The sequence below is a fragment of the Micromonospora sp. SYSU B005 genome (assembly GCF_055362685.1).
Genome location: NZ_JAXCFU010000001.1, coordinates 26,004 through 48,448 on the forward strand (window position 1 = coordinate 26,004; position 22,445 = coordinate 48,448).

General features: G+C 72.4%; 21 protein-coding genes and 1 pseudogene. 13 read left to right on the forward strand and 9 right to left on the reverse strand.

The features are described from left to right. Positions 1-7: 7 nt before the first annotated feature. Positions 8-526, reverse strand: coding sequence for a DUF6232 family protein (locus SM452_RS00180; protein WP_194800675.1), 519 nt, complete (start codon positions 524-526; stop codon positions 8-10). Between the two features lie 414 nt (positions 527-940). On the opposite strand from SM452_RS00180, the gene SM452_RS00185 reads away from it, so the two are divergent. Next, a complete protein-coding gene (locus tag SM452_RS00185; RefSeq protein ID WP_262014084.1) occupies positions 941-1,906 on the forward strand; it encodes a C40 family peptidase in 966 nt (321 codons plus the stop codon). Between the two features lie 72 nt (positions 1,907-1,978). Here the strand turns inward: SM452_RS00185 and SM452_RS00190 are convergent, their stop codons facing one another. The 3 genes from SM452_RS00190 to SM452_RS00200 form a co-directional block, all read right to left on the reverse strand. Next, entirely contained in the window at positions 1,979-2,968 is a 990-nt protein-coding gene (locus SM452_RS00190) for a sigma-70 family RNA polymerase sigma factor (protein WP_262014152.1), read from the reverse strand. Between the two features lie 505 nt (positions 2,969-3,473). After that, positions 3,474-4,421, reverse strand: coding sequence for an N-acetylmuramic acid 6-phosphate etherase (gene murQ, locus SM452_RS00195; protein ID WP_135241720.1), 948 nt, complete (start codon positions 4,419-4,421; stop codon positions 3,474-3,476). Next, positions 4,418-5,332, reverse strand: coding sequence for a MurR/RpiR family transcriptional regulator (locus SM452_RS00200; protein WP_262014083.1), 915 nt, complete (start codon positions 5,330-5,332; stop codon positions 4,418-4,420). Before SM452_RS00200 ends, murQ begins: the two co-directional genes overlap by 4 nt. 268 nt (positions 5,333-5,600) lie before the next feature. Here SM452_RS00200 and SM452_RS00205 point away from each other — a divergent pair, with 268 nt between their 5' ends. Further along, the gene (locus SM452_RS00205) at positions 5,601-6,278 is read left to right on the forward strand and encodes an SDR family NAD(P)-dependent oxidoreductase (RefSeq protein WP_463839131.1); all 678 of its coding nucleotides are present in this window, start codon (positions 5,601-5,603) and stop codon (positions 6,276-6,278) included. On the opposite strand, the gene SM452_RS00210 is transcribed toward SM452_RS00205, so the two are convergent. Then, a complete protein-coding gene (locus SM452_RS00210) occupies positions 6,263-7,009 on the reverse strand; it encodes a dTMP kinase (RefSeq protein WP_355508953.1) in 747 nt (248 codons plus the stop codon). The genes SM452_RS00205 and SM452_RS00210 overlap by 16 nt on opposite strands. A 149-nt stretch (positions 7,010-7,158) precedes the next feature. Here SM452_RS00210 and SM452_RS00215 point away from each other — a divergent pair, with 149 nt between their 5' ends. The 5 genes and pseudogenes from SM452_RS00215 (at position 7,159) to SM452_RS00235 (ending at position 9,577) form a co-directional block, all read left to right on the forward strand. Further along, positions 7,159-7,740 (forward strand): nucleotidyltransferase, encoded by a 582-nt coding sequence (locus SM452_RS00215; protein ID WP_043328811.1) that lies wholly within the window; start codon positions 7,159-7,161, stop codon positions 7,738-7,740. A gap of 56 nt (positions 7,741-7,796) precedes the next feature. Then, positions 7,797-8,006, forward strand: coding sequence for a hypothetical protein (locus tag SM452_RS00220; RefSeq protein WP_225853111.1), 210 nt, complete (start codon positions 7,797-7,799; stop codon positions 8,004-8,006). A gap of 10 nt (positions 8,007-8,016) precedes the next feature. Continuing rightward, a pseudogene (locus tag SM452_RS00225) lies at positions 8,017-8,797 on the forward strand (metallophosphoesterase family protein). After that, positions 8,788-8,934, forward strand: a complete 147-nt coding sequence (locus tag SM452_RS00230) for a GPGG-motif small membrane protein (RefSeq protein WP_013288160.1) — start codon at positions 8,788-8,790, stop codon at positions 8,932-8,934. The pseudogene SM452_RS00225 and the gene SM452_RS00230 overlap by 10 nt, the downstream one beginning before the upstream one ends. A gap of 145 nt (positions 8,935-9,079) precedes the next feature. After that, on the forward strand, positions 9,080-9,577 hold the full coding sequence (locus SM452_RS00235) for a TspO/MBR family protein (protein ID WP_357209710.1): 498 nt from the start codon (positions 9,080-9,082) through the stop codon (positions 9,575-9,577). Positions 9,578-9,620: 43 nt separating this feature from the next. On the opposite strand, the gene SM452_RS00240 is transcribed toward SM452_RS00235, so the two are convergent. After that, complete coding sequence (locus tag SM452_RS00240) at positions 9,621-10,397, reverse strand: peptidoglycan DD-metalloendopeptidase family protein (RefSeq protein WP_262014078.1); 777 nt, start codon at positions 10,395-10,397, stop codon at positions 9,621-9,623. 237 nt (positions 10,398-10,634) lie between these two features. Here SM452_RS00240 and SM452_RS00245 point away from each other — a divergent pair, with 237 nt between their 5' ends. From SM452_RS00245 to SM452_RS00265, 5 genes are all read left to right on the forward strand, one after another. Then, complete coding sequence (locus tag SM452_RS00245; RefSeq protein ID WP_262014077.1) at positions 10,635-11,975, forward strand: ABC transporter substrate-binding protein; 1,341 nt, start codon at positions 10,635-10,637, stop codon at positions 11,973-11,975. Positions 11,976-12,047: 72 nt separating this feature from the next. Then, complete coding sequence (locus SM452_RS00250) at positions 12,048-13,094, forward strand: carbohydrate ABC transporter permease (RefSeq protein WP_194800664.1); 1,047 nt, start codon at positions 12,048-12,050, stop codon at positions 13,092-13,094. Between the two features lies 1 nt (position 13,095). Then, complete coding sequence (locus SM452_RS00255; protein ID WP_262014076.1) at positions 13,096-14,055, forward strand: carbohydrate ABC transporter permease; 960 nt, start codon at positions 13,096-13,098, stop codon at positions 14,053-14,055. Positions 14,056-14,116: 61 nt separating this feature from the next. Then, positions 14,117-15,187 (forward strand): LacI family DNA-binding transcriptional regulator, encoded by a 1,071-nt coding sequence (locus SM452_RS00260; protein WP_262014075.1) that lies wholly within the window; start codon positions 14,117-14,119, stop codon positions 15,185-15,187. A gap of 41 nt (positions 15,188-15,228) precedes the next feature. Further along, on the forward strand, positions 15,229-16,872 hold the full coding sequence (locus tag SM452_RS00265) for a glycoside hydrolase family 13 protein (RefSeq protein ID WP_355508991.1): 1,644 nt from the start codon (positions 15,229-15,231) through the stop codon (positions 16,870-16,872). A gap of 58 nt (positions 16,873-16,930) precedes the next feature. Here the strand turns inward: SM452_RS00265 and SM452_RS00270 are convergent, their stop codons facing one another. From SM452_RS00270 to xylA, 3 genes are read right to left on the reverse strand one after another with little or no spacing between them, the layout of a single operon-like run. Then, complete coding sequence (locus tag SM452_RS00270) at positions 16,931-18,364, reverse strand: MFS transporter (RefSeq protein WP_463839132.1); 1,434 nt, start codon at positions 18,362-18,364, stop codon at positions 16,931-16,933. A gap of 56 nt (positions 18,365-18,420) precedes the next feature. Next, a complete protein-coding gene (xylB, locus tag SM452_RS00275; RefSeq protein ID WP_463839133.1) occupies positions 18,421-19,839 on the reverse strand; it encodes a xylulokinase in 1,419 nt (472 codons plus the stop codon). 11 nt (positions 19,840-19,850) lie between these two features. Further along, complete coding sequence (gene xylA / locus SM452_RS00280; protein WP_194800659.1) at positions 19,851-21,038, reverse strand: xylose isomerase; 1,188 nt, start codon at positions 21,036-21,038, stop codon at positions 19,851-19,853. 53 nt (positions 21,039-21,091) lie between these two features. Here xylA and SM452_RS00285 point away from each other — a divergent pair, with 53 nt between their 5' ends. Next, positions 21,092-22,351 carry an ROK family protein gene (locus SM452_RS00285; RefSeq protein WP_355508940.1) on the forward strand — a complete coding sequence of 420 codons (1,260 nt, stop codon included), beginning with the start codon at positions 21,092-21,094 and terminating at the stop codon, positions 22,349-22,351. Positions 22,352-22,445 lie beyond the last annotated feature (94 nt).

Below are 22,445 nucleotides of genomic sequence, written 5' to 3' on the forward strand. Positions count from 1 at the left end.
CCGCCGGTCACCGGGCCGGTCGCCACGGCTCGGCCGCCGGCGGGTCGGCCCAGCCGCCCAGCCGCGCCGCCTCCCGGGCCCGCCCCAGCGCGCGGGCGACCTGGCCGAACTGCCGCTCGTCGTCGCTGCTGAACAGCAGCACCTCGGTGCCCCGGACCCGGCCCCACAGCTCGTGCGCCGGGGGCCGTACGCGGTCGCCGATCAGCACCAGCAGCATCGGCACCAGCCCGACGGCGCCGAGCAGGAGGTACGCCCCGGCGGTGAGCCGGTGCAGGCCGCCGGTGAAGCCGAGCAGCAGGCCGACCGCGGCGATCATCGCGGCGGACACGGCGACGGCCCGGATCGCGAGCCGGTCGTGCGGCCCGCGGTCGATCCGGAGCTGGGTGATCTCGGCCACCGGCCAGGTGTTGCGGCCGACGGTGAAGCGCTCGGCGGTGACGACGATGCCGGGCCGGGCGTAGAGCAGCCTGGGTCCGGCCGGTCGCGGCGAGCGGGGCGGCTGGGTGGCGGAGCGGTCGGTCTGCACGGCGGCCTCCCGGGAGCAGGGATCCCGTGGTGGGATTTCCCGTCCGGGCTTCATTGTGTTTGCCTCGCGCCACCTGACCTCGGGGTTTCGGCTGTCGCGGGGTGACCGGCCCGCCCGCGCCCGCCGGAAACAGAGAAAGATTTCCGTCTTTGTCATGACTTCGCCTGGCGTGGCCTGGCGACATCCGCCCAGAACGACGAATCGGGCGAGTCGCCTCATCCACCCACCGGCTCCCCCTCATCACTTTCCGCCACTTTGCCAACTTTCGCCCCTGCTTGAACTCCCGGCTACTGCGATCACGGGTTAGGTTGTCCAGGTCGGCCCGGTCGACAGCCGTCCACCCGGACGGCCCCGGGCCGGTGTCGCCGGGTCGCGAACGCGCCCGGCGACCGGTGGGAGAGGAGCTTTCCGCTCTTGTCGTCCTTACGGATGCTGCTCCGCTCGCTGGCGGTGGCCGGCCTCTCGGCCGCGTTGCTCGCCCCGGCGCAGGTGGCCCGGGCCGAGCCGACCCCCGCCGAGCTGACGAAGCAGATCGAGAAGTCCTCGACTGAGCTGGAGCGAATCGTCGAGTCCTACAACAAGCTCAACGAGGACATCAAGGCCAACAAGGCCACCGCGGCCAAGTTGGAGGCCCGCATCGGGCCGCTGCAGGAACAGGCCGAACGCAGCCGCGCCGATGTGGGCGTCCTGGCCGCGACGGCGTACAAGACCGGTGGCATGCGCACCGCGGCGGCCCTGCTGGACCCGGGCGGCCAGGCCACCCTGCCGGAGCGGCTGGGCACGCTCGACCAGCTCACCCGCCAGCGGCAGCGCACCATCAACAGCTTCACCGCCGACCAGAAGCGGCTGATCGACCAGAAGACCGCGCTGGACGTCACGCTCGCCCGGGAGGCGGCGCAGGCCAAGCAGCTCAAGTCCGCGAAGACGCGGATCGAGGCGGACCTGTCCGACCTCTACGAGATGCGGCGCAAGGCGTACGGGCGGGCCACGGAGGCACCTGGCAACCCCAGCTCGGCGGGCAAGCCGCCGGCCGTCTCCGGCGACGCCGGCACGGCGGTGCGATACGCCTACGGCGCGGTCGGCAAGCCCTACGGCTACGGCCAGGACGGCCCCGGCAGCTACGACTGCTCCGGACTGACGCTCGCCGCCTGGCGGGCGGCCGGGAAGTCGTTGCCGCACAGCGCGGCGCAGCAGTGGGGAGCCACCACGCGGATCAGCCGCAGCCAGCTGCAACCGGGTGACCTGGTGTTCTACTCCGGGCTAGGGCACGTGGCGCTCTACGTCGGCAACGGCCAGATCATCGACGCGCCCAGCGCCGGACGCAACGTCAGCAAGCGCGGCATGAACATCATGACGATCGCCGGCTACGGCCGGGTCTGAGCACCGCGAAGACGGCGAACGGCCGGCGTCCCCCTGTCGGACGCCGGCCGTTCGCCGTTCATTGTTACCAGGTCAGGCCGCCTGGAGCCCCTCCGCGCGAGCCAGCTCACGCAGCCGGCCGAGAGCCTGGATCTCCAGCTGGCGGATGCGCTCCCGGGAGAGCGAGAACCGCGACGCGACCTCGGTCAGCGAGTGCTCGCGCCCGTCCTCCAGGCCGTACCGGGCCCGCATGATGCCGGCGGAACGGTCGTCGAGGTGGTTGAGCAGACCCTCGATCCGCTGCCGCTCCAGGCCGGTGAGCACGATCTCCTCCGGCGACGGCGCGTCGCTGTCGGCGACCAGGTCACCGAGGTTGGTGTCGCCGTCGTCACCCACCGGGGTGTCCAGCGAGACGGTGTCCTGCGACCAGCGGACCAGCTCGTTCACCCGCTCGACGGTGACGCCGAGCGCGGTCGCGATCTGCTCCGGCTCCGGGTCGCTGCCCAGCTCACGGGTGAGCTGCCGGGCCACGTTGCGCATCCGGTTGACGTCCTCGACCAGGTGCACGGGCAGCCGTACGGTCCGCTCCTGCTGGGCGATCGCCCGGCTGATGGCCTGGCGGATCCACCAGGTCGCGTAGGTGGAGAACTTGAATCCGCGCTCGTAGTCGAACTTCTCGACCGCCCGGACCAGGCCGGTGTTGCCCTCCTGGATCAGGTCCAGCATGGGCATCCCGGAGCGCACGTAGCGCCGGGCGATCGACACGACCAGTCGCAGGTTCGCGCGGATGAACAGATCCTTCGCGCGCTCACCCTCGGCGACCAGCCGCTCCAGGTCCTCCCGGTCGGCGCCCTCGGGGATCCGGTCCTCTTCGAGCAGGTGCTCGGCGTAGAGGCCGGCCTCGATCGCCTTGGAGAGGTCGACCTCCCGGGCGGCGTCGAGCAGCGGCGTCCGGGAGATCTCGTGCAGGTAGACGCCGACCAGGTCCCGCTCCTCGGCGACCTCGTCGGTACGCATGCCGATGTTCTTGTCCACGATTGCCACGGTCCCCTCGCTCGCGCCGGTTGCCCGGTTCCTTGCCATCCCCACGTTCATCAGCCCTCCCCGTAACCTCCGCTGTGCCCGTAGGTGCTGACACCTACACAACAGATGTGACGCGTCGGGGATTCCATGTCGTGAGTCGAAACTGTCACGAATGCCTGAGTAGTAGCTGAGAGCCCGGTCCATGTTTCCTGTTACCGGCCCGGTTCGGGCGGCTCGCGGGCGCCGTTTTCGGCGCACACCGGAGCTGCGAAATCGCCGTTCGCCCATGGAATGGCACCATTGCCTGTTCCATGAACACAGCGAGCCGCGTCACCGAGTCGTTGCGATCCTGGTCACTGCGAGATACGCGCCTGGGGACCGGTCGGTTCAGCCATGCTCAAGGATTACCCTCCGCCTCGTTGAACAATCCGTGCGGGAGGAGTCGTCCCCCTCCCGCACGTGATACGCGTCGCACCCGCCGGGCGGATGCGCCGGGCGGGTGGATCGGGCGGACGGGGCGGGACGGACCGGGACGGGCCGGGCTCGCGGCCGGGGCCGGAGACGGTCAGGAGGCGAGCAGGGCGAGCGCGCCGCGTACCTGGTGGGCGGAGCGGGCCAGCGCGGCCCGGGCGGCGGGCACCTCCGCACCGGACACCAGCGCCACGAGCGCGGTCTTGAGGTCGCCGTCGGCCTCCCGCAGGGCGACCCGGCACACCTCCTCGGCGCAGCCGGTGGCCTCCACGAGAATCGAGATCATGCGGCCACGCAGTTTGGCGTTCGTCGCCACCATGTCGATCATGAGGTTCGAGTAGACCCGGCCCAGACGCACCATCACGGCCGTGGAGAACGTGTTGAGCACCAGCTTCTGCGCCGTGCCGGCCTTCATCCGGGTCGACCCGGTGACCACCTCCGGTCCGGTGTCCACACCGATGAAGACGTCCACCGACGCGGCGGCCTCGGCCTCCGGATTCGCGCAGAGCAGCACCGTACCGGCCCCCTGCGCCCGGGACGCGGCGAGCGCCCCGAGGACGTACGGGGTGCGCCCGCTGGCCGCGAGGCCCACCACGAGGTCGCCGGGGCGTACGCACTCGGCGGCGTCGGCGGCGCCACCGCGCTCGTCGTCCTCGGCGTCCTCGACGGCGCGCCACATCGCCTCCGGGCCGCCCGCGAGGTGCGAGCAGAACCAGTGCCGCGGCGAGTTGAACGTGGGCGCCAGCTCGGCGGCGTCGAGCACGCCGAGGCGCCCGGAGGTGCCGGCGCCGAAGTAGTGCACGCGGTGCCCGTCGCGCAGCGCGGCCACGGCCAGGTCGACGGTCTCGGCGATCTCGTCCAGCACCGCGGCGACGGCGGCCGGTACGCGCCGGTCCGCCTCGTTGATGACCGTGAGCACGTCCCGGGTGGACATCAGGTCGAGGTCCACGCTGTGCGGGTTGCGCCGCTCGGTCGGCGCGCCGACGCGCACCACCGGCCGTACCGCCGCCACGCCGTCCCGCTCCACCCGACCCGCCGTCATCCCCGCCTCCGCCCGGGACCGACCCGGTGCGACTGGACCGCCTCGGCGGTGGCCTCCAGGGCCTTCTTGGTCCGGGCCCGGCTGCGGGCGGCCACCCCGACGAAGAGGCAGTCGACCACTGTGAGCTGGGCCAGCCGGCTCGCTGTCGCGCCGGAGCGGTAGGTCGTCTCCCGGGCGGCGGTGGTGAGCACGTGGTCCGCGACCTCGGTGATCGGCGAGCGCGGGAAGTTCGTCAGCGCCACGGTGGTGGCACCGCGCGCCCGCGCCTGCTCCAGCACCTCGATCACGTCGGAGGTGGTGCCGGTGTGCGAGATGCCGACCGCGACGTCGCCGCGACCCAGCAGGGCGGCGGAGGTGAGCGCGGTGTGCACGTCCGGGAAGTAGAACGCGATGCGGCCGATGCGGTGCAGCTTCTGCTGGAAGTCGGAGGCGACGAAGCCGCTGGCGCCCGCACCGTAGACGTCGATCCGGCCGGCCGCGGTGATCGCCTCGACCACCTGCTCGCAGACCGCCGGGTCGAGCTGCTCGGCGGTCTCCTCGACGGCCCGGGCGTCGTTGAACGCGATCGTGGCGATGATCTGGGCGAGGTCCGCGCCCGGCGGGATGTCGCCGCCGACCACTCGGGCGTCCGGCGGCTCGACCCGGCGGGCGGCCTCGGCGGCGAGCCGGATCCGCAGCTGCGGGTAGCCGTCCATGCCGACCGAGCGGCAGAAGCGGATCACCGTCGCCTCGGACGTCTCGGCGGCGGTGGCGAGGTCGGTGATCGTGCGCCGGGCCGCATCCGCCGGATCGGCGACGACCAGCCGGGCCACCCGCTGTTCGGCCGGGGACAGCGAGGGCAGCAGGCCGCTGATGTGGACGATCAGTCCACCGGTCTCGTGACTCGCAGAAATCTTCGGACTCTTCGCCACGGATGAAACTTACTTTCACGAGGCGTGAGCGTCAACCATGACACCGCGTATCGGGAAATTTACTGTCTTCCGTACCCGCCCCCGGGCCAAGGATCCCATTGTCGCAGCCCCACTGCCTCATCCGGTCCGGTCGAGTCACTCCTGCCGCCCGACGTGCCGGTCCGCCGTCGCGCGGCACGGCCTGCCTGGTCGGCCTCGGCCGGGCGGCACGGACGGCGCGTGCGGGTCACCGGTCGGTCGGCGCAGCCGTTGGCTAGCGTGTGTGTCCATGACGGAACGCACGGTGCTGGTGACCGGAGGCACGGGTGGGCTCGGCGGCGCGGTCACCGCCGCCTTCCTCGACGCCGGCTGGCGGGTGGTCGTACCCCAGCGGGAGCCCGGGGCGGACGACGGCCCGGTCCGGGTCGTGGCCGACCTGCTGACGCCCGAGGGGGCCGCGCGGGCGGTCGAGGCGGCGACCGCCGAGCCGGCCGCGCCGCTGCGCGCGGTGGTCAACCTCGTCGGCGGGTACGCCGCCGGCGGCCTGGTGCACGAGACCCCGGTCGAGGACTTCGAACGGATGCTGCGGCTCAACCTGCGCCCGACGTACCTGGTCACCCGGGCCGCGCTGCCGCACCTCGTGTCGTCCGGCGACGGCGCGGTGGTCTGCGTCTCGGCCCGGGCGGCGCTCTCGCCGTTCCCCGGCGCCTCCGGCTACGCCACCGCCAAGGCGGCGGTACGGGCATTCGCCGAGACGGTGGCGGTCGAGTACCGGCAGCGCGGCGTGCGGTGCAACACGGTACTGCCGAGCGTCATCGACACCCCGGCCAACCGCGCCGCCCAGCCCGACGCCGACCATGCACGCTGGGTGCCGCCGGCCGAGATCGCCGCGGTGATCCGCTTCCTGGCCTCCCCCGAGTCCGCGCCCACCAGCGGCGCGAGCATCCCGGTCTACGGGCGGGCCTGAACCGGCACCGGCCCGTCCCGCCCGGCGCCACCGGCCGGGCGTCGCGGGCCGGCCGGAGCCGGCCCGGCCGGAGCCGGACCGGGACCGGCGGACGGGTCGTCGGGCAGCCACTCGCTCAGGTGTGCCCGGATCCGGCGGGCCACCTCCTCCGGCGGGCCGTTGCCGTCCACCACCACGAAGCCGCCGTACTCCGGCAGCTCCCGGTAGGCGGCGTCCGCGGCGGTCAGCCACGCCATCGTCTCGTGGTCGGTGCCGCGCCGCTCGATCCGCCGGTACGCCTCGGCAGGGTCGACGGTGAGCAGGAACGTCACCCGGGGCGCCGGGAAGATCCGGTACCCGGCCCGGGCCAGCCGCTCCCACCGCTGCCCGCCGTGCGCCCGGATGCTGGCGTACTGGCAGGCCGACCACCTGTCCATCACCGCGGTCCGGCCGGTCACCAGGCAGCTGAGCAGCGCGAGCGCGATGGCCAGCCAGCGCAGCACCGACTCGACCACGAGCAGGCCGTCGCGCCCGACGAGCCGCTGCGCGTCCGGACGGCCGACCCGCTGCGCGATGCGGCCGAGCCAGCGCCGGCCACCGGCGTTGCGGTGGTACGTGGCGGGAAGGCCGGCGGCGGTGAGCGCCTGGGCGAGCCGGTGGGCCTGAGTGGTCTTACCTGAGCCGTCGATGCCGATCAGGGCGACGGCACGCAGTCGGGCCCTGCCCCGGCGCGTCCGCAGTGAGCTGGCCACCCTCCCGAGGTTATCCGACCGATGCTCACACCGGCCCGTATGTCGCTTTCCTGCCCTGACGGGTCGATCGCGCCGCAACAGGTGTGACCGGAGCGTCCGCCGGGTACGCATCGTGGTCCCACCGCCCAATGACGACGAGGGAGCCGCAGATGGCCGAGCGCGGGGACGAGACCCTGGTGCACACGCTGAAGAAGGTCGCCGCCGTGCTCAAACAGTCCGAGATCCCGTTCGCACTCGGTGGCAGCTTCGCGGTGTACGCGCACGGCGGCCACTCCAGCGACCACGACGTGGACTTCCTGCTCCGCGAGGCGGACGTGGACCGGGCGCTGGAGGCGCTGGTCGAGGCCGGCTTCACCGCCGAGCGCCCGCCGGAGGACTGGCTGGTCAAGGTCTACGACGAGGACCGGATGGTGGACCTGATCCACCGGCCGGTGGAGACGCCGGTCACCGAGGAGACGTTCGCCGACACGATCGTGCGCCCGGTCGACGCGATCCACATGCCGGTGCTGTCGGCCAGCCAGCTCATGGTGCACAAGCTGCTCAGCTTCTCCCAGCACTACTGCGACTTCGCCCGCGCCCTGCCGCTGGCCCGCTCGCTGCGGGAACAGATCGACTGGGAACGGGTACGGAAGGAGACGCAGCACTCGCCGTACGCCGAGGCGTTCCTGGTGCTGCTCGACCGGCTGGACGTGCTGCCCGGCGGCGCGCCCGGCGGAAGGGAGACCCTGTGACCGGACTGTCCGGCGACGTTCCCCCCGACGAGTACGTCGAGGCGGAGATCCAGAGCATGCTGGCCGAGGACCCCACCGTGGCCGAGCAGGGCATCACAGTGGTGCGGCGGGAGAACGGGCTGGTGCTCTACGGCGAGGTGGAGAGCCCGCACCGGCGGGAGGAGATCCTGCGGCGGGTGGCCGAGCGCTTCCCGGACACGCCCGTGACCAGCGACATCGGGGTGATCCGCACGCAGGCGCCCACCCAGGTCGAGGAGTTGCCGTGAGGGAGGTTCGATGGTGATCCGGATCGCCGCCGTGGGCGACGTGCATCTGGACCAGGACGTGGTGGGCCGGTTCCGTCCGGCGCTGGAGGAGCTGCCCGGCTGCGCCGACGTGCTGCTGCTCGCCGGTGACCTGACCCGGCACGGCACCGAGGCCGAGGCGAGGTGCGTGGCCCGCGAGTTCGGCGACCTCGGCGTACCGGTGATCACCGTGCTCGGCAACCACGACCACCAGTGCGACGAGGTGCCGCAGGTGGTGAAGGTGCTCCAGGACGCCGGGATCACGGTGCTGGAGGGCACCGGCACGGTGGTGGAGACCCCCGGCGGGCGGCTCGGAGTGGCAGGCGTGAAGGGGTTCGGCGGCGGGTTCGCCGGGCGGTGCGCCAGCGACTTCGGCGAGCCGGAGATGAAGGCGTTCGTGCGGACCACCCGGGAGAGCGCCGACGCGCTCACCGACGCGCTGCTCTCACTGGAGTGCGACGCGCTCGTCGCGCTCACCCACTACTCCCCCGTACCGGACACGCTCGCCGGCGAGCCGCTGGAGATCTACCCGTTCCTCGGCTGCTACCAGCTCGGCCAGGCGATCGACTCCGCACCCACCGCGCTGGCGCTGCACGGGCACGCCCATCACGGCACCGAGCGCGGCACCACACCGGGCGGGGTACGGGTCCGCAACGTGGCCCACCCGGTGATCAAACAGGCGTACAGCGTCTTCCACCTGGGCGGTGATCAGCTCGACTGACCGGGAGGTTTCCGGTATCGGGCGCACGGGTATTCAGCCGACATGGAGCTGATTCTCTGGATTCTCGCAGTCGTACTGGTGGTCGCCGGAATTCTCGCCCTGTTCCGCCGGCAGATCCTCTGGGGCATCGTCCTCATCGTCGTCGGCCTGCTGGTCGGCCCGGGTGGCGTCAGCATCTTCAACACGTAACAGCGGTTCCCGTACCCGCCGGGGTCGCCGGGCCCGGGTGTTCCGTCCTGCCGGACCGGAACGCCCGGGCCGGGTGACCCCGGCTTTTCCGCGTCCGGCGGCGCCCGGGCGTTTGCCGGGCCGGTCGAGCGGAAACATCTCGACCATGGAGATGTCGCAGAGTGCCGCCCGGCGTACCACCGGCGCCCGTGGTTGGTGGGCGCTGCTCGGCTTCGGCGCCGCCACCTTCGCCGCCGCCGCGATCGGCGGGCTGGGTGTCCAGGGCACCTCCGCCGAGTACCAGAGCCTGGAGCAGCCCGCCTGGGCGCCGCCGTCGTGGCTGTTCGGCCCGGTCTGGACCGTGCTCTACGTGCTCATCGCTATCGCCGGCTGGCTGGTCTGGCGCCGGGCCGGGTTCGGCCCCGCGGTCTGGGCCTGGGTGGTGCAGCTCGTGCTGAACGCGATCTGGACGCCGCTGTTCTTCGGCGCCGGGGCGTACGGGCTGGCGTTCGCCGAGATCGTGCTGATGTGGCTGGCGATCGGGGTGACTGTGGCCCTGTTCCGGCGCGTCTCCCGGCCGGCCACGCTGCTGATGCTGCCGTACTGGGCCTGGGTGACGTTCGCGTCCGCGCTGAACTTCGCGGTGTGGCGCCTGAACTCCTGACCGGTACGGGCGCGGGGGCCGCCGGCTCCCGCGCCCGCCGGGTTCAGCAGCGGGGTACGCCCGGGATGTAGCCGTCGTAGCCGGTGTAGACGTAGGCGTCGGAGATGAACCGGCCGGAGCCGATCCGGTCCCAGATCGAGCTGGTGCCGTACGTGCCGCTGACGCTGGTGCCGCTGGTCTGGCACTGGATGGTCACCTTCGCCCCGTCGGCCACGGTGCCGACCGAGCTGTAGCCGGTGCCGGGACCGGAGCGGACCGTCAGCGGGGAGCCGGCCGTGTTTACGGTGCCCTCGCCGGTGTTCGTCCCGCCGCAGCCGTTGTCGCTGGTGTAGGTCTTGGTGCCCCAGTAGAGCGCCTGGACGCCGTTGAACTTGATCTTCACGGCGCTGCCGTCGATGCGCTGCTCGTAGTGCAGGTGCGGGCCGGTGGAGCCGCCGGTCGTGCCGACGTAGCCGATCACCCGGCCGTAGCCGACCGTCTGCCCGACGGAGACGTTGAAGGCGTTCAGGTGGGCGTAGTAGGTGGTGTGGCCGCCGCCGTGGTTGATCCGGACGTACTTGCCGTAGCTGGTGTCGCCGAGGTTGGTCACCACGTCGACGGTGCCGGGCGCGCTCGCGACCACCGGGTCACCGAGGTCGTCGGTGCGGTTGAAGTCGATGGCGTTGGCCGGGCTGTGGTTGGTCCGGGTCTGACCGGACCAGGACTGGTTGCACGGGAACGGGACCTTGAACGTCGGGGCGGCCATCGCCGGCGCGGCCGGCACGAGGGTCGCCGCCAGGACCGCGGCGCTCGCCCCGAGGGCGAGCCATCGCTTACGCATCCACTGCCTCCAATGTTGAAAGTCTTCAATATGATGCGGACATCCTGACAGAAAGTTCCGTTCCCGGGAAGTTTCGTGGGAGCGCACCCACCCCCGGTGGCCAGGGTTTCGGGATTGTTACCGGGCCGTGTCCGGCCAGGGGTGGACCCGACACGATGCAAGCGCTTACATGTGAGGACGACCATCGGACCGGCGCGGGTTCGATCCCCCCACGCGCCGGCAAGGAAGGAGATCGGCATGGCGTTTGCCAGATCGCGCCAGGCGCTCGCGGTCGCCGGCGTCCTGGGGCTGACGCTCGGCGTCGCCGCCTGCGGCACCGGCAACGACAAGAAGAGCAGCAACGCGGGCTCGGCCGAGTGCGGCGCATACGAGAAGTACGAGGGCCACGACGGCAAGAAGGTCACGATCTACTCCTCGATCCGTGACATCGAGGACGAGCGCCTCCAGCAGTCCTGGAAGCAGTTCGAGGACTGCACCGGCATCGAGATCGACCACGAGGGCTCCGGCGAGTTCGAGGCCCAGCTGCCCGTGCGGGTGGACGGCGGCAACGCGCCCGACCTCGCGTTCATCCCGCAGCCGGGTCTGCTGAAGCGGTTCGTCGACTCGGGCAAGCTCAAGCCGGTCGGCGCCGACACCAAGGCGATGGCCGAGCAGAACTACTCCGCCGACTGGCTGAAGTACAGCACCGTCAACGGCCAGCTCTACGGCGCTCCGCTCGGCTCGAACGTGAAGTCCTTCGTGTGGTACTCGCCGAAGACCTTCAAGGAGAAGGGCTGGACCGTCCCCACCACGTGGGACGACATGATCAAGCTCTCCGACCAGATCGCTGCCAGCGGCACCAAGCCGTGGTGCGCCGGCATCGAGTCCGGTGACGCCACCGGCTGGCCGGCCACCGACTGGATCGAGGACGTGCTGCTGCGCACCGGCGGCCCGGACGTCTACGACAAGTGGACCACCCACGAGATCCCGTTCAACGACCCGCAGGTGGCTGACGCCCTCAACCGGGCCGGCACCATCCTGAAGAACGAGAAGTACGTCAACGGCGGCTTCGGCGGCGTGAAGAGCATCGCCACCACCTCCTTCCAGGAGGGCGGCACGCCGATCACCGCCGGCAAGTGCGCGCTGCACCGCCAGGCGTCCTTCTACGCCAACCAGTGGCCCGAGGGCACCAAGGTGGCCGAGGACGGCGACGTCTTCGCGTTCTACTTCCCGGCCATCGACCCGTCGAAGGGCAAGCCGGTGCTCGGCGGCGGCGAGTTCGTCGCGGCCTTCGCCGACCGTCCCGAGGTCCAGGCGGTGCAGACCTACCTGGCCTCCGGCGAGTACGCCAACAGCCGCGCCAAGATCGGCGACTGGGTGTCGGCCAACAAGAAGCTGGACATCAACAACGTCCCGAACCCGGTGGACAAGCTCTCCGTGGGCATCCTCCAGGACGAGAAGACGGTCTTCCGTTTCGACGGCTCGGACCTGATGCCGGCCGCGGTCGGCGCCGGCACCTTCTGGAAGGGCATGGTGGCCTGGATCAACGGCAAGGACACCACCGCCGTCCTGAACGACATCGAGGGCAGCTGGAAGTGATCTAGCAGGTGGCCCGGTCCGGTTCCTCCGGACCGGGCCACCTCTGCTAGCCGAACCCTTGAAGGAGGGTCGATGGAGTTCGACTTCGCGGCGGAGCAGCCGAAGTTCCTCATGCTGATGTACGGGCTGATCGCCTTCGTCGCGGTGGTGGGCGGGCTGCTCCTGCTCCTCGACGTGGTGCCGTCGTACTTCGCCCGGCGCCGGGAGGCGCAGCTCGTCGCGGCCTCGGCCAGCGGCGCGCCGCTGGCCCGGCCGCGCAAGCGGGGCGAGGGCGCGTTCGCGTTCTTCTTCCTGTTGCCGACGCTGCTGCTGCTCGCCGTCGGGCTGGTGGTCCCCGCCGTCCGCACCACGCTGCTCTCCTTCATGGACTCCGGCAGCAACAACTGGGTGGGCCTGGACAACTACCGCTGGATGTTCGCCGAGGACTCGATCGTCCGGGTCCTGATCAACACGCTGATCTGGGTGCTGCTGGTGCCGCTGGTGGCCACCGCGTTCGGCCTGATCTACGCGGTCCTGGTGGACAAGGCCCGGTTCGAGGCGGTCGCCAAGTCCCTGATCTTCCTGCCGATGGCGATCTCGTTCGTCGGCGCCTCCATCATCTGGAAGTTCGTCTACGCCTACCGGGGCGAGGGCGACCAGATCGGCCTGCTCAACCAGATCGTGGTGAGCCTCGGCGGCGAGCCGAAGCAGTGGCTGCTGGACTCGCCGCTGAACACGTTCCTGCTCATCGCGATCATGGTGTGGATCCAGGCCGGTTTCGCGATGGTGGTGCTCTCCGCGGCGATCAAGGCCATCCCGGCCGACATCGTCGAGGCGGCCCGGCTCGACGGCACCACCCCGTGGCAGATGTTCTGGCGGATCACCATTCCGAGCATCCGGCCGGCCCTGATCGTCGTGGTGGTGACGATCTCCATCGCCACGCTCAAGGTCTTCGACATCGTCCGGACCGCCACCAACGGCAACTACGACACGAACGTGATCGCGACCGAGATGTACAACCAGGCGTTCCGCTACCAGGAGAACGGTCAGGGCTCGGCGCTGGCGGTGTTCCTGTTCGTCCTGGTGATCCCGATCGTGATCTACCAGATCCGCAACCTGCGCAAGCAGCGGGAGGGCTGAGATGACCACCGCCACGCCCACCGTCGGAGTCGGCGCCCAGGCCACCGAACCGACCACCCGGGGCGCCCGGGTGCGCAAGCGCCTGAACAGCCGTACCGCCACGATCGTGTCGATCGTCATCGCGATGCTCTGGACGATCCCGACCTTCGGCCTGTTCATCTCCTCGATCCGGCCGGAGAACGAGATCAAGACCACCGGGTGGTGGACGTTCTTCACCAACCCGCAGATCACGCTGGAGAACTACCAGGAGGTGCTGTTCAGCCGCGGCTCGTCCGGGCAGCTGGCCAGCTACTTCATCAACTCGCTGGCGATCACCATCCCCTCGGTGCTCTTCCCCCTGGCCTTCGCGTCGCTCGCCGCGTACGCGCTGGCGTGGATGAACTTCAAGGGGCGGGACTGGGTCTACATCGGCATCTTCGCGCTCCAGATCGTGCCGCTGCAGATGGCCCTGGTGCCGCTGCTGCGGTTCTTCTCCACCGGCGTCACCGTCGCCGGCGTGCAGATCATGCCCGCGTGGGACCTGGTCGACGAGCAGAAGTTCGCCCAGGTGTGGTTCGCGCACACCTGCTTCGCGCTTCCGTTCGCCGTGTTCCTGCTGCACAACTTCATCTCGCAGCTCCCCGGCGACCTGATGGAGGCGGCCCGGGTCGACGGCGCCACCCACCCGAAGATCTTCCGCACCATCGTGCTGCCGCTGATCATGCCCGCGCTGGCGGCGTTCGGCATCTTCCAGTTCCTCTGGGTCTGGAACGACCTGCTGGTCGCGCTGATCTTCGCCGGTGGCGGCGACGAGACCGCCCCGATGACCGTCCGGCTCGCGGAACTGGCCGGTACCCGGGGCAACGAGTGGCAGCGGCTGACGGCCGGCGCGTTCGTGTCGATCGTCGTACCGCTGATCGTGTTCCTGTCCCTTCAGCGCTTCTTCGTGCGAGGTCTGCTCGCCGGCAGCGTCAAGGGTTGATCCGGTGCCCCGCCGCCGGCACGGCCGGCGGCGGGGCCCGGGTCACAGCGGGGAGCTCACGATGACCAAGATTGACGACGTCGCCCGCCTGGCCGGGGTCTCCACGGCCACCGTCTCGCGGGCGCTGCGAGGCCTGCCGACGGTCTCGGCCGCGACCCGCCGCCGGGTGCTCGCCGCCGCCGAACAGCTCCAGTACGCGGTGTCGCCCAGCGCGAGCCGGCTGGCCGGCGGCCGGACCGGCACCGTGGCCGTGGTGGTACCCCGGATCACCAGGTGGTTCTTCGGCACCGTGGTCGAGGCGGTCGAGGAGTTCCTCCAGGACAGCGGCTACGACCTGCTGCTCTACAACCTCGGCGGCCGGGAGCGCACCCGGCAGCGGGTGCTGCGCACGGCGAGCCTGCACAAGCGGGTGGACGCGATCATCCTGGTCGCGACCCCGCTGCGCGCGGCCGACGTGCACGCGCTGACGAAGCTGGACCTGCCGGGCGTGACGATCAGCTCCGGCAGCGAGGTGCCCGGGTGGCCCTGCGTCCGGATCGACGACGTGGCCGCCGCCCGGACCGCCACCCGCCACCTGCTCGACCTCGGCCACACCCGGATCGCGCACATCTCCGGCGACCCGGACGACGAACTGGCCTTCACCACCCACCTGGACCGGCGGCGCGGCTACCAGGAGGCGTTGCGGGCCGCCGGGCTGCGGCCCGACCCGAGCCTCGACGTCGAGTCGCGGTTCACCATCGACGGAGGCACCCGGGCCACCGCGGAACTGCTGGCCCGGGGCGAGCCGCCGACCGCCATCTTCGCCGCCTGCGACGAGATGGCGATGGGCGCGATCACCGCGCTGCGCGACGCCGGGCTGCGGGTGCCGCAGGACGTGAGCGTGATGGGCATCGACGACCACGACCTGGCCGGCGTGCTCGGGCTCTCCACGATCGCCCAGCCGGCCGCCGACCAGGGCCTGCTCGCCGCCCGCATCCTGCTCGACCCGCTCGGCGTACGGGCCTCCGCGCCGTACCCCGGCCTGGTGCCCGCCCCGCGCGGCCCCGACACCGACGGCGGGACGCCGCCCCCGGTGATCCTGCCCACTCGCCTGGTGGTGCGCGAATCGACCGCGCCGCCCCGGGCACACTGAAGAACTCGCTGGTCCCGCACCACCCAGACAGGAGTAAGGCGCTGAACACCGACGCGACGCAGCAGACCCCCGGCACCGGCTGGTGGACCGAGGCGGTGATCTACCAGGTCTACCCGCGCTCGTTCGCCGACTCCGACGGCGACGGCATCGGTGACCTGCCGGGCATCACGTCCCGGCTCGACCACCTCGCCGAGCTGGGAGTCGACGCGCTCTGGCTGTCCCCGTTCTACCCGTCCCCGCAGGCCGACGCCGGGTACGACGTGTCCGACTACCGCGACGTCGACCCGCTGTTCGGCACGCTCGCCGACGCCGACAAGCTGATCGCCGAGGCGAAGGCGCGCGGGCTGCGGGTGATCGTCGACCTGGTGCCCAACCACACCTCCTCCGCGCACCGCTGGTTCACCGCGGCCGTCGCCGCCGCTCCGGGCAGCCCGGAGCGGCAGCGCTACGTCATCCGCGACGGCAAGGGCCCGGACGGCGCCGAGCCGCCGAACGACTGGGTGAGCGTGTTCGGCGGCCCCGCCTGGACCCGGCTGCCGGACGGGCAGTGGTACCTGCACCTGTTCGACTCCGGCCAGCCCGACCTCAACTGGGACAACCCGGAGGTGCGCGAGGAGTTCCTCGACGTGCTGCGCTTCTGGCTGGACCGGGGCGTGGACGGCTTCCGGGTGGACGTGGCGCACGGCCTGATCAAGCAGGCCGACCTGGCCGACTGGCAGGAGCCGCAGGAGATCCTCTCCGGCAGCGAGGTGGACAAGCCGCGCCCGCCCATGTGGGACCAGGACGGCGTGCACGAGATCTACCGGGAGTGGCGGCGGGTGCTCGACTCGTACCCCGGTGAGCGGATCCTCGTCGCCGAGGCGTGGGTGGAGCCGGCCGAGCGGCTGGCCCGGTACGTGCGCCCGGACGAGATGCACCAGGCGTTCAACTTCGAGTACCTGCTGGCCGCCTGGACCGCGCCGGCCCAGTACGCCGTGATCACCCGCTCGCTGGAGGCCACCGACTCCGTCGGCGCGCCCACCACCTGGGTGCTGTCCAACCACGACGTGGTCCGGCACGCCTCCCGGCTCGGGCTCGGCACCGGCGGCGGCCGGGCCAACGGCGTCGGCGTGGACGACCCGCAGCCGGACGCCGCGCTGGGCCTGCGCCGGGCCCGGGCGGCCAGCCTGCTGATGCTCGCGCTGCCCGGCTCCGCCTACCTCTACCAGGGTGAGGAACTGGGGCTGCCGGAGCACACCACGCTGCCCGACGAGGCCCGGCAGGACCCGACCTGGAAGCGCAGCGGGCACACCGAGCGCGGCCGGGACGGCTGCCGGGTGCCGATCCCGTGGGAGGCCGACGCCCCGTCGTACGGCTTCGGGCCGACCGACGTGAGCTGGCTGCCCCAGCCGCCGGTGTGGGCCGAGTACGCGCTGGACCGGCAGCGCGGCGTGCCCGGGTCGACGTACGAGCTGTACCGGACCGCGCTGCGGCTGCGCCGCGAGCACGAGCTGGCCCGGGGGCCGCTGCGGTTCCTGTCCTCCGGCGACGAGGTGCTCACGTTCACCAACGGCGACCTCACCGTGCTGACCAACTTCGGCGCCGACCCGGCGCCGCTGCCGGCCGGCGCCGAGGTGCTGGTGTCGAGCGCGCCGCTCGACGCTGACGCGGTCCCCACGGACGTCACCGTCTGGTTCCGGGTGTAAGGAAGGGCCCCTTATTAACGCCTCCGGTAGAGGAAGGGCCCCTTCTTAACACTCACCGTTAAGAAGGGGCCCTTCCTTCCTCCAGCCGGTCGGCGCGGGCGTGCAGCAGGTCGTGCACCTGCGCGATGTCCCGCGGCGACGTACGTGCGGCCAGCCAGTACATGATCCCGGTCGGGATGAAGAAGAGCTGGAACGCGGCCAGCCCGACCGCGTAGTTCAGCGGCGGCGGGAAGGCCGCCCGCAACCCGGCGAACGCCACCCCCACCAGCCCGTTGCCCGCCGCCCGGCCGACGCCGTTCACCAGGTTGCCCAGGCTGTAGACGGTGCCCCGGTGCTCGGGCGGGTTGACGTCGGCGATCAGCGCGAACCAGTTCGGCGAGTTCGCCGACGTCAGCGCCAGCGCCACCACGGCGGTGAGCAGGCTCAGCCCCACCGACGGCTCGGTCAGCACGCTGGACAGCACGGCAGTCACCACCGCGCCGGAACCGGCGCCGTCGGGCACGTCGATGCGGATCGGCACGAAGAACAGGACCAGATAGAACGGCAGCGCCGCGAGGATGCCGACAGCAGCGACCATGGCCCGGCCACTCGGCGTACGCCGTTGCAGCGCGTCGCCCACCAGCCCCCCTACGATGGACAGCACGCCGCCGAGCTGGAACAGGGTGGCGAAGACGCTGCCCACCACCACGGCCGTGGCCGGTGAGTAACCCTGCGCCTCGGCCCGCTGGCTGAACAGCACCGGCAGCCAGACCAGCGAGCCGAACGCGGCCTGAGCGGTCAGCCCCTGCAGGATCAGCCAGCGGTTGGTCCGGCGGGCCAGGATCCGGGGCAGGTCGGCGCGGCTGATCCGGTAGTCGTACTCGTTCCCGGCGTCGATCGCCCCGGCCAGCTCCGGCTCGCTCTGCCCGCGCCGGATGTCGTAGGTGAACAGGTACGCCACGGTGGCGGCCAGGCCCACACCGGTCAGCAGCAGGAACGGCCGCCGCCAGTCGGTCGCGCCGAGGACGCCGCCGAGCAGCGTCCCGGCCAGCGTGCCGACGCCCTGCGACAGCCCCCAGAAGCTCATCACCAGGCCGCGGCGGCGCGGTGAGATCAGGTCGGTGACCACGGAGAAACCGACCGAGCCCACCGCGCCGAGCCCGACCGCGCCGACGAACTGCGCGATCAGGAACGTCGCGTACCCCCCGGCGAGCGCGCTGCCGGCGGTGCCGGCGGCCCAGAGCAGCGTGCCGACCATGAGCAGCGGCTTGCGGTTGGTGCGGTCCCCCACGTACGCCCAGGCCACCGCCGCCACGGCGCTGACCAGGAAGCTGACGGCGGTGACCAGGCCGAGCATCCGCTGGGGTACGTCGAGGGCGGTGGAGATCGGCCCGTACAGCGGGGGCACCAGGCCGATCGCCACGTTGTCCAGCGAGGCGAGCACCACGAAGACCACGACGCTGTAGAACCGGTGTGCCGCGTTCCCGCGCCGGGAGATCCTGGTGCCCGTCATGCCGGGCAGCAAATCAGGTACGTGTCACCTGCGCAGCACGACCCCCCGTGCCGGCGTCACCCCCGCGCCTCGGCGTAGCGCTCGCGGATGGCGGGGACCGCCTCGCCCGTGTACTCCTCGGTGTCGCCGATGGACCAGGCGGGCGGGGTGTCGCCACCGAGCGTCACCCAGGCGGCCTGCCGGGCCGCGCCGTCCGCCACGTACTCGCCGGGCGGCGGCACCACCACCGGGCGGCCGAAGACCTGCGGCGCGATCCGGCGTACCGCGGCGGACCGGGCGCCGCCGCCGACCAGGATGATCCGGTCGGCGCGGGCGCCCTGCGCGATCAGCGCGTCCAGGCCGTCGGCCAGCCCGCAGAGCATGCCCTCCACCGCGGCCCGGGCCAGGTGCGCCGGGGTCGAGGTGCCGAGCGTGAGGCCGTGCAGGGTGCCGGTGGCGTGCGGCCGGTCCGGCGTCCGCTCCCCTTCCAGGTACGGCACGAGCACCAGCCCGTCCGCGCCGGGCGGGGCGGACAGGGCCAGTTCGCCGAACGTGTCGAGGTCGACGCCGAGCAGCGTCGCGGCGGCGTCGAGCACCCGGGCCGCGTTGAGCGTGCACACGAGCGGCAGGAACCGGCCGGTGGCGTCGGCGAATCCGGCCACCGCGCCGCTCGCATCGGCGGCAGGCGTGTCCGCCACCGCGAACACGGTGCCGGAGGTGCCGATCGAGACGATCACGTCGCCCGGGCTGGCTCCGGCGCCGAGTGCCGCGGCGGCGTTGTCCCCGGTGCCCGGCCCGAGCAGGACCGGGCCCGCCGCGCCGCCGCCGAACACGGCCGGGTCGAGGTGCCCGGCCGCCTCGGCCGGGCCGAGCACGACCGGCACCGTCACGCGCCGGCCGAAGGCCCGTTCCAGCAGGTCCAGCCGGTACTCGCCGGTGCGCGGCGACCAGTAGCCGGTGCCGCTGGCGTCCCCCCGGTCGGTGCGCAGCGCGTCCAGGCCGGGGGCGCCGGCGAGCCGCCAGGTGAGCCAGTCGTGCGGCAGGCAGACGGCGGCGACCCGGTCGGCGTTGTCCGGCTCGTGCCGGGCCAGCCACCGCAGCTTCGTCGCGGTGAAGCTGGCCACCGGCACCGCGCCGGTCGCCTCGGCCCAGAACCGGCGGCCGGTCTCCCCGCCGCCGGCCTCCTCGACCAGGTCCCGGGCCGCCTCGGCGGACCGGGTGTCGTTCCACAGCAGCGCCGGCCGGACCACCTCACCGGAGGCGTCCAGGCAGACCATGCCGTGCTGCTGGCCGCCGACCGAGACGGCGGCCACGTCGGCCAGGCCGCCGGCCTCGGCCACCGCCGCTCGCAGGGCCTCCCACCAGGCGTACGGGTCGACCTCGGTGCCGGGCGGGTGCGGCGCGCGGCCCTGCCGGACCAGTTCGCCGGTCTCCGCGTCCCGGACGACCACCTTGCAGGACTGGGTCGACGAGTCGACCCCCGCGACGAGCGGCATGGCGGCCCGCCTCAGCGCGCGCCGAGCACGTGCTCGACGGCGAGCTGGTTGAGCCGGACGAAGCCGAAGCCCTTCGCCCCGGCGGCCTCCGGATCGAACTCCTCGAACGCGGTCCGGTCGGCCAGCAGCTCGCGGTAGCCCTCACCGGGGTTGAGCGTCGGGGTGGCCAGCTCGGCCACCCGGGCGGCGGCGAGCGCCTCGATCACCTCCGGGTCGGCGCGGAACGCCGCGGCCCGCTCCTTGAGCAGCAGGTACGTGCGCATGTTCGCCTCGGCGGAGGCCCACACGCCGGTCATGTCCTCGGTGCGGGACGGCTTGTAGTCGAAGTGGCGCGGGCCGTCGTAGGCCGGGCCGCCGTTCGGGCCGCCGTGCTCCAGCAGGTCGACCAGGGCGAACGCGTTGAGCAGGTCGCCGTGGCCGAAGACCAGGTCCTGGTCGTACTTGATGCCGCGCTGGCCGTTGAGGTCGATGTGGAACAGCTTGCCCTGCCAGAGCGCCTGGGCGATGCCGTGGGCGAAGTTCAGCCCGGCCATCTGCTCGTGCCCGACCTCCGGGTTGAGCCCGACCATCTCCGGGCGGGCCAGCGTGGAGATGAAGCCGAGCGCGTGGCCGACGGTGGGGAGCAGGATGTCGCCCCGGGGCTCGTTCGGCTTGGGCTCCAGGGCGAAGCGCAGGTCGTAGCCGTTGTCGACGACGTACTCGCAGAGCAGGTCGACGGCTTCGCGGTAGCGGTCCAGCGCGGCCTGGACGTCCTTGGCGACGTCGTACTCGGCGCCCTCCCGGCCGCCCCACATGACGAACGTCTTCGCGCCCATCTCGGCGGCCAGGTCGATGTTGCGCAGCACCTTGCGCAGCGCGTACCGGCGTACGTCGCGGTCGTTGCTGGTGAAGCCGCCGTCCTTGAACACCGGGTGGTTGAACAGGTTGGTGGTGACCATCGGCACGACCAGGCCGGTCTCGTCGAGCGCCTTGCGGAAGCGGCTCAGCCGGGCGTCGCGGGTGGCGGCGTCCGCGCCGAACGGCACCAGGTCGTCGTCGTGGAAGGTGATGCCGTACGCGCCCAGCTCGGCGAGCCGGTGCACCGCCTCGACGGCGTCCAGCTCGGGGCGGGTGGCGTCGCCGAACGGGTCACGGGCCGGCCAGCCCACCGTCCAGAGACCGAAGGAGAACTTGTCCGCGGGGGTGGGGCGGGGTGCCATGGCAGACCTCCAGGTGGTGGTGTCGTCCGCGATTTGTTCAGCGGTTGAATTAAATGGCGGCGATGTGGCAGTGTCAAGAGGTGACAAGCACCAGCACCGCCGGGGCGGTCCGGCAGGGCAGCCTGCGCGAGTTGAACCTCGCGGTGGTGCTGCGGCGGATCGCCGCTGCCGACCGGCCGCCCTCGCGCGCCGGAATCGCCGCCGACACCGGCCTGACCCGGGCCACCGTCTCCGCCGTGGTGGACGACCTGATCGCCGGCCGGCTGGTCGCCGAGGCGGAGCCGGAGCCGCGCACCGGGGCGGGCCGCCCGGCCCGCGGACTGGTGCTCGCCTCCGACGGCCCGGCCGGGCTCGGCCTGGAGGTGAACGTCGACTACCTGGCGGCCTGCGTCGTCGACCTGGCCGGCACGGTCCGGCACCACCTGGTCCGCCGCGCCGACCTGCGCCCGGTCTCCCCCGCCGACGCGCTCGCCCGGCTCGCCGCGCTGGCCGCCGAGGCGCGCGCCGCCGCCGTACGCGACGGGCTGACCCTGGCCGGCGCGGCGCTCGCCGTGCCCGGCCTGGTGGGCGACGGCGGCCTGGTCCGGCTCGCGCCGAACCTCGGCTGGCGGGACGTGGACGTGCCGGCGCTGCTGGCCGGGCACCCGCTGGCCGAGCCGGTCGACGGGGTGCCGCCGCTGGTGGTCGACAACGAGGCCAACCTGGCCGCCCTCGGCGAGTTGTACGCGGGCCCGGCCGGCCCGCGCAGCTTCCTGCACGTCACCGGCGAGATCGGCATCGGCGCCGGGATCGTGCTCGACGGCGCGCTCTACCGGGGCGCGCGCGGCTGGAGCGGAGAGATCGGTCACTTCCCGGTGCAGCCGCAGGGGCGGCCGTGCCGCTGCGGCGGCCAGGGCTGCCTGGAGCGGTACGCGGGCCAGGAGGCGATCCTCGCCGCCGCCGGGCTGCCCGGCGCGGAACTGCCGGCTGACACCGCCGCCGCCCGGCTCGCCGACCTGGCCGAGGCCGGCGACCCGGCCACGCTGACCGCCCTGACCGACGCCGCCACCGCCCTCGGGGTCGCCGTGGCGGGCGTGGTGAACCTGCTGGATCTGGACACCGTGGTGCTCGGGGGCGGATACGCCCGGCTCGCGCCCTGGCTGCGGCCGACGGTGGAGGCGGAGGTCTCCCGGCGGGTGCTCACCGCCGCCTGGGCACCGGTGACGGTGCGCCCGGCAGTGCTCGGGGCGCAGTCCGCCGCGGTCGGCGGAGCCGGCTCGGTGGTCCGCCGGATCGTCGACCGGCCGGTGGGGTGGCTGGCCCGGGCCGGCTGACCCGGATGATCCTCGACGGGCATTCCGTGCCTGCGCTCGGTACGCTTGCCGCCAGGCAACCTGTCCGCCGAGTGAGGGGTGCACCGACAGCATG

Coding starts and splice junctions, on each gene's coding strand:
- SM452_RS00190 (WP_262014152.1), bottom strand. CDS start 2,968: ATGGCAAGGAACCGGGCAACCGGCGCGAGCGAGGGGACCGTGGCAATC.
- SM452_RS00245 (WP_262014077.1), top strand. CDS start 10,635: ATGGCGTTTGCCAGATCGCGCCAGGCGCTCGCGGTCGCCGGCGTCCTG.
- SM452_RS00235 (WP_357209710.1), top strand. CDS start 9,080: ATGGAGATGTCGCAGAGTGCCGCCCGGCGTACCACCGGCGCCCGTGGT.
- SM452_RS00230 (WP_013288160.1), top strand. CDS start 8,788: ATGGAGCTGATTCTCTGGATTCTCGCAGTCGTACTGGTGGTCGCCGGA.
- SM452_RS00255 (WP_262014076.1), top strand. CDS start 13,096: ATGACCACCGCCACGCCCACCGTCGGAGTCGGCGCCCAGGCCACCGAA.
- SM452_RS00285 (WP_355508940.1), top strand. CDS start 21,092: ATGGCGGCGATGTGGCAGTGTCAAGAGGTGACAAGCACCAGCACCGCC.
- murQ (WP_135241720.1), bottom strand. CDS start 4,421: ATGACGGCGGGTCGGGTGGAGCGGGACGGCGTGGCGGCGGTACGGCCG.
- SM452_RS00270 (WP_463839132.1), bottom strand. CDS start 18,364: ATGACGGGCACCAGGATCTCCCGGCGCGGGAACGCGGCACACCGGTTC.
- xylA (WP_194800659.1), bottom strand. CDS start 21,038: ATGGCACCCCGCCCCACCCCCGCGGACAAGTTCTCCTTCGGTCTCTGG.
- SM452_RS00250 (WP_194800664.1), top strand. CDS start 12,048: ATGGAGTTCGACTTCGCGGCGGAGCAGCCGAAGTTCCTCATGCTGATG.
- SM452_RS00260 (WP_262014075.1), top strand. CDS start 14,117: ATGACCAAGATTGACGACGTCGCCCGCCTGGCCGGGGTCTCCACGGCC.
- SM452_RS00215 (WP_043328811.1), top strand. CDS start 7,159: ATGGCCGAGCGCGGGGACGAGACCCTGGTGCACACGCTGAAGAAGGTC.
- xylB (WP_463839133.1), bottom strand. CDS start 19,839: ATGCCGCTCGTCGCGGGGGTCGACTCGTCGACCCAGTCCTGCAAGGTG.
- SM452_RS00220 (WP_225853111.1), top strand. CDS start 7,797: ATGCTGGCCGAGGACCCCACCGTGGCCGAGCAGGGCATCACAGTGGTG.
- SM452_RS00205 (WP_463839131.1), top strand. CDS start 5,601: ATGACGGAACGCACGGTGCTGGTGACCGGAGGCACGGGTGGGCTCGGC.
- SM452_RS00240 (WP_262014078.1), bottom strand. CDS start 10,397: ATGCGTAAGCGATGGCTCGCCCTCGGGGCGAGCGCCGCGGTCCTGGCG.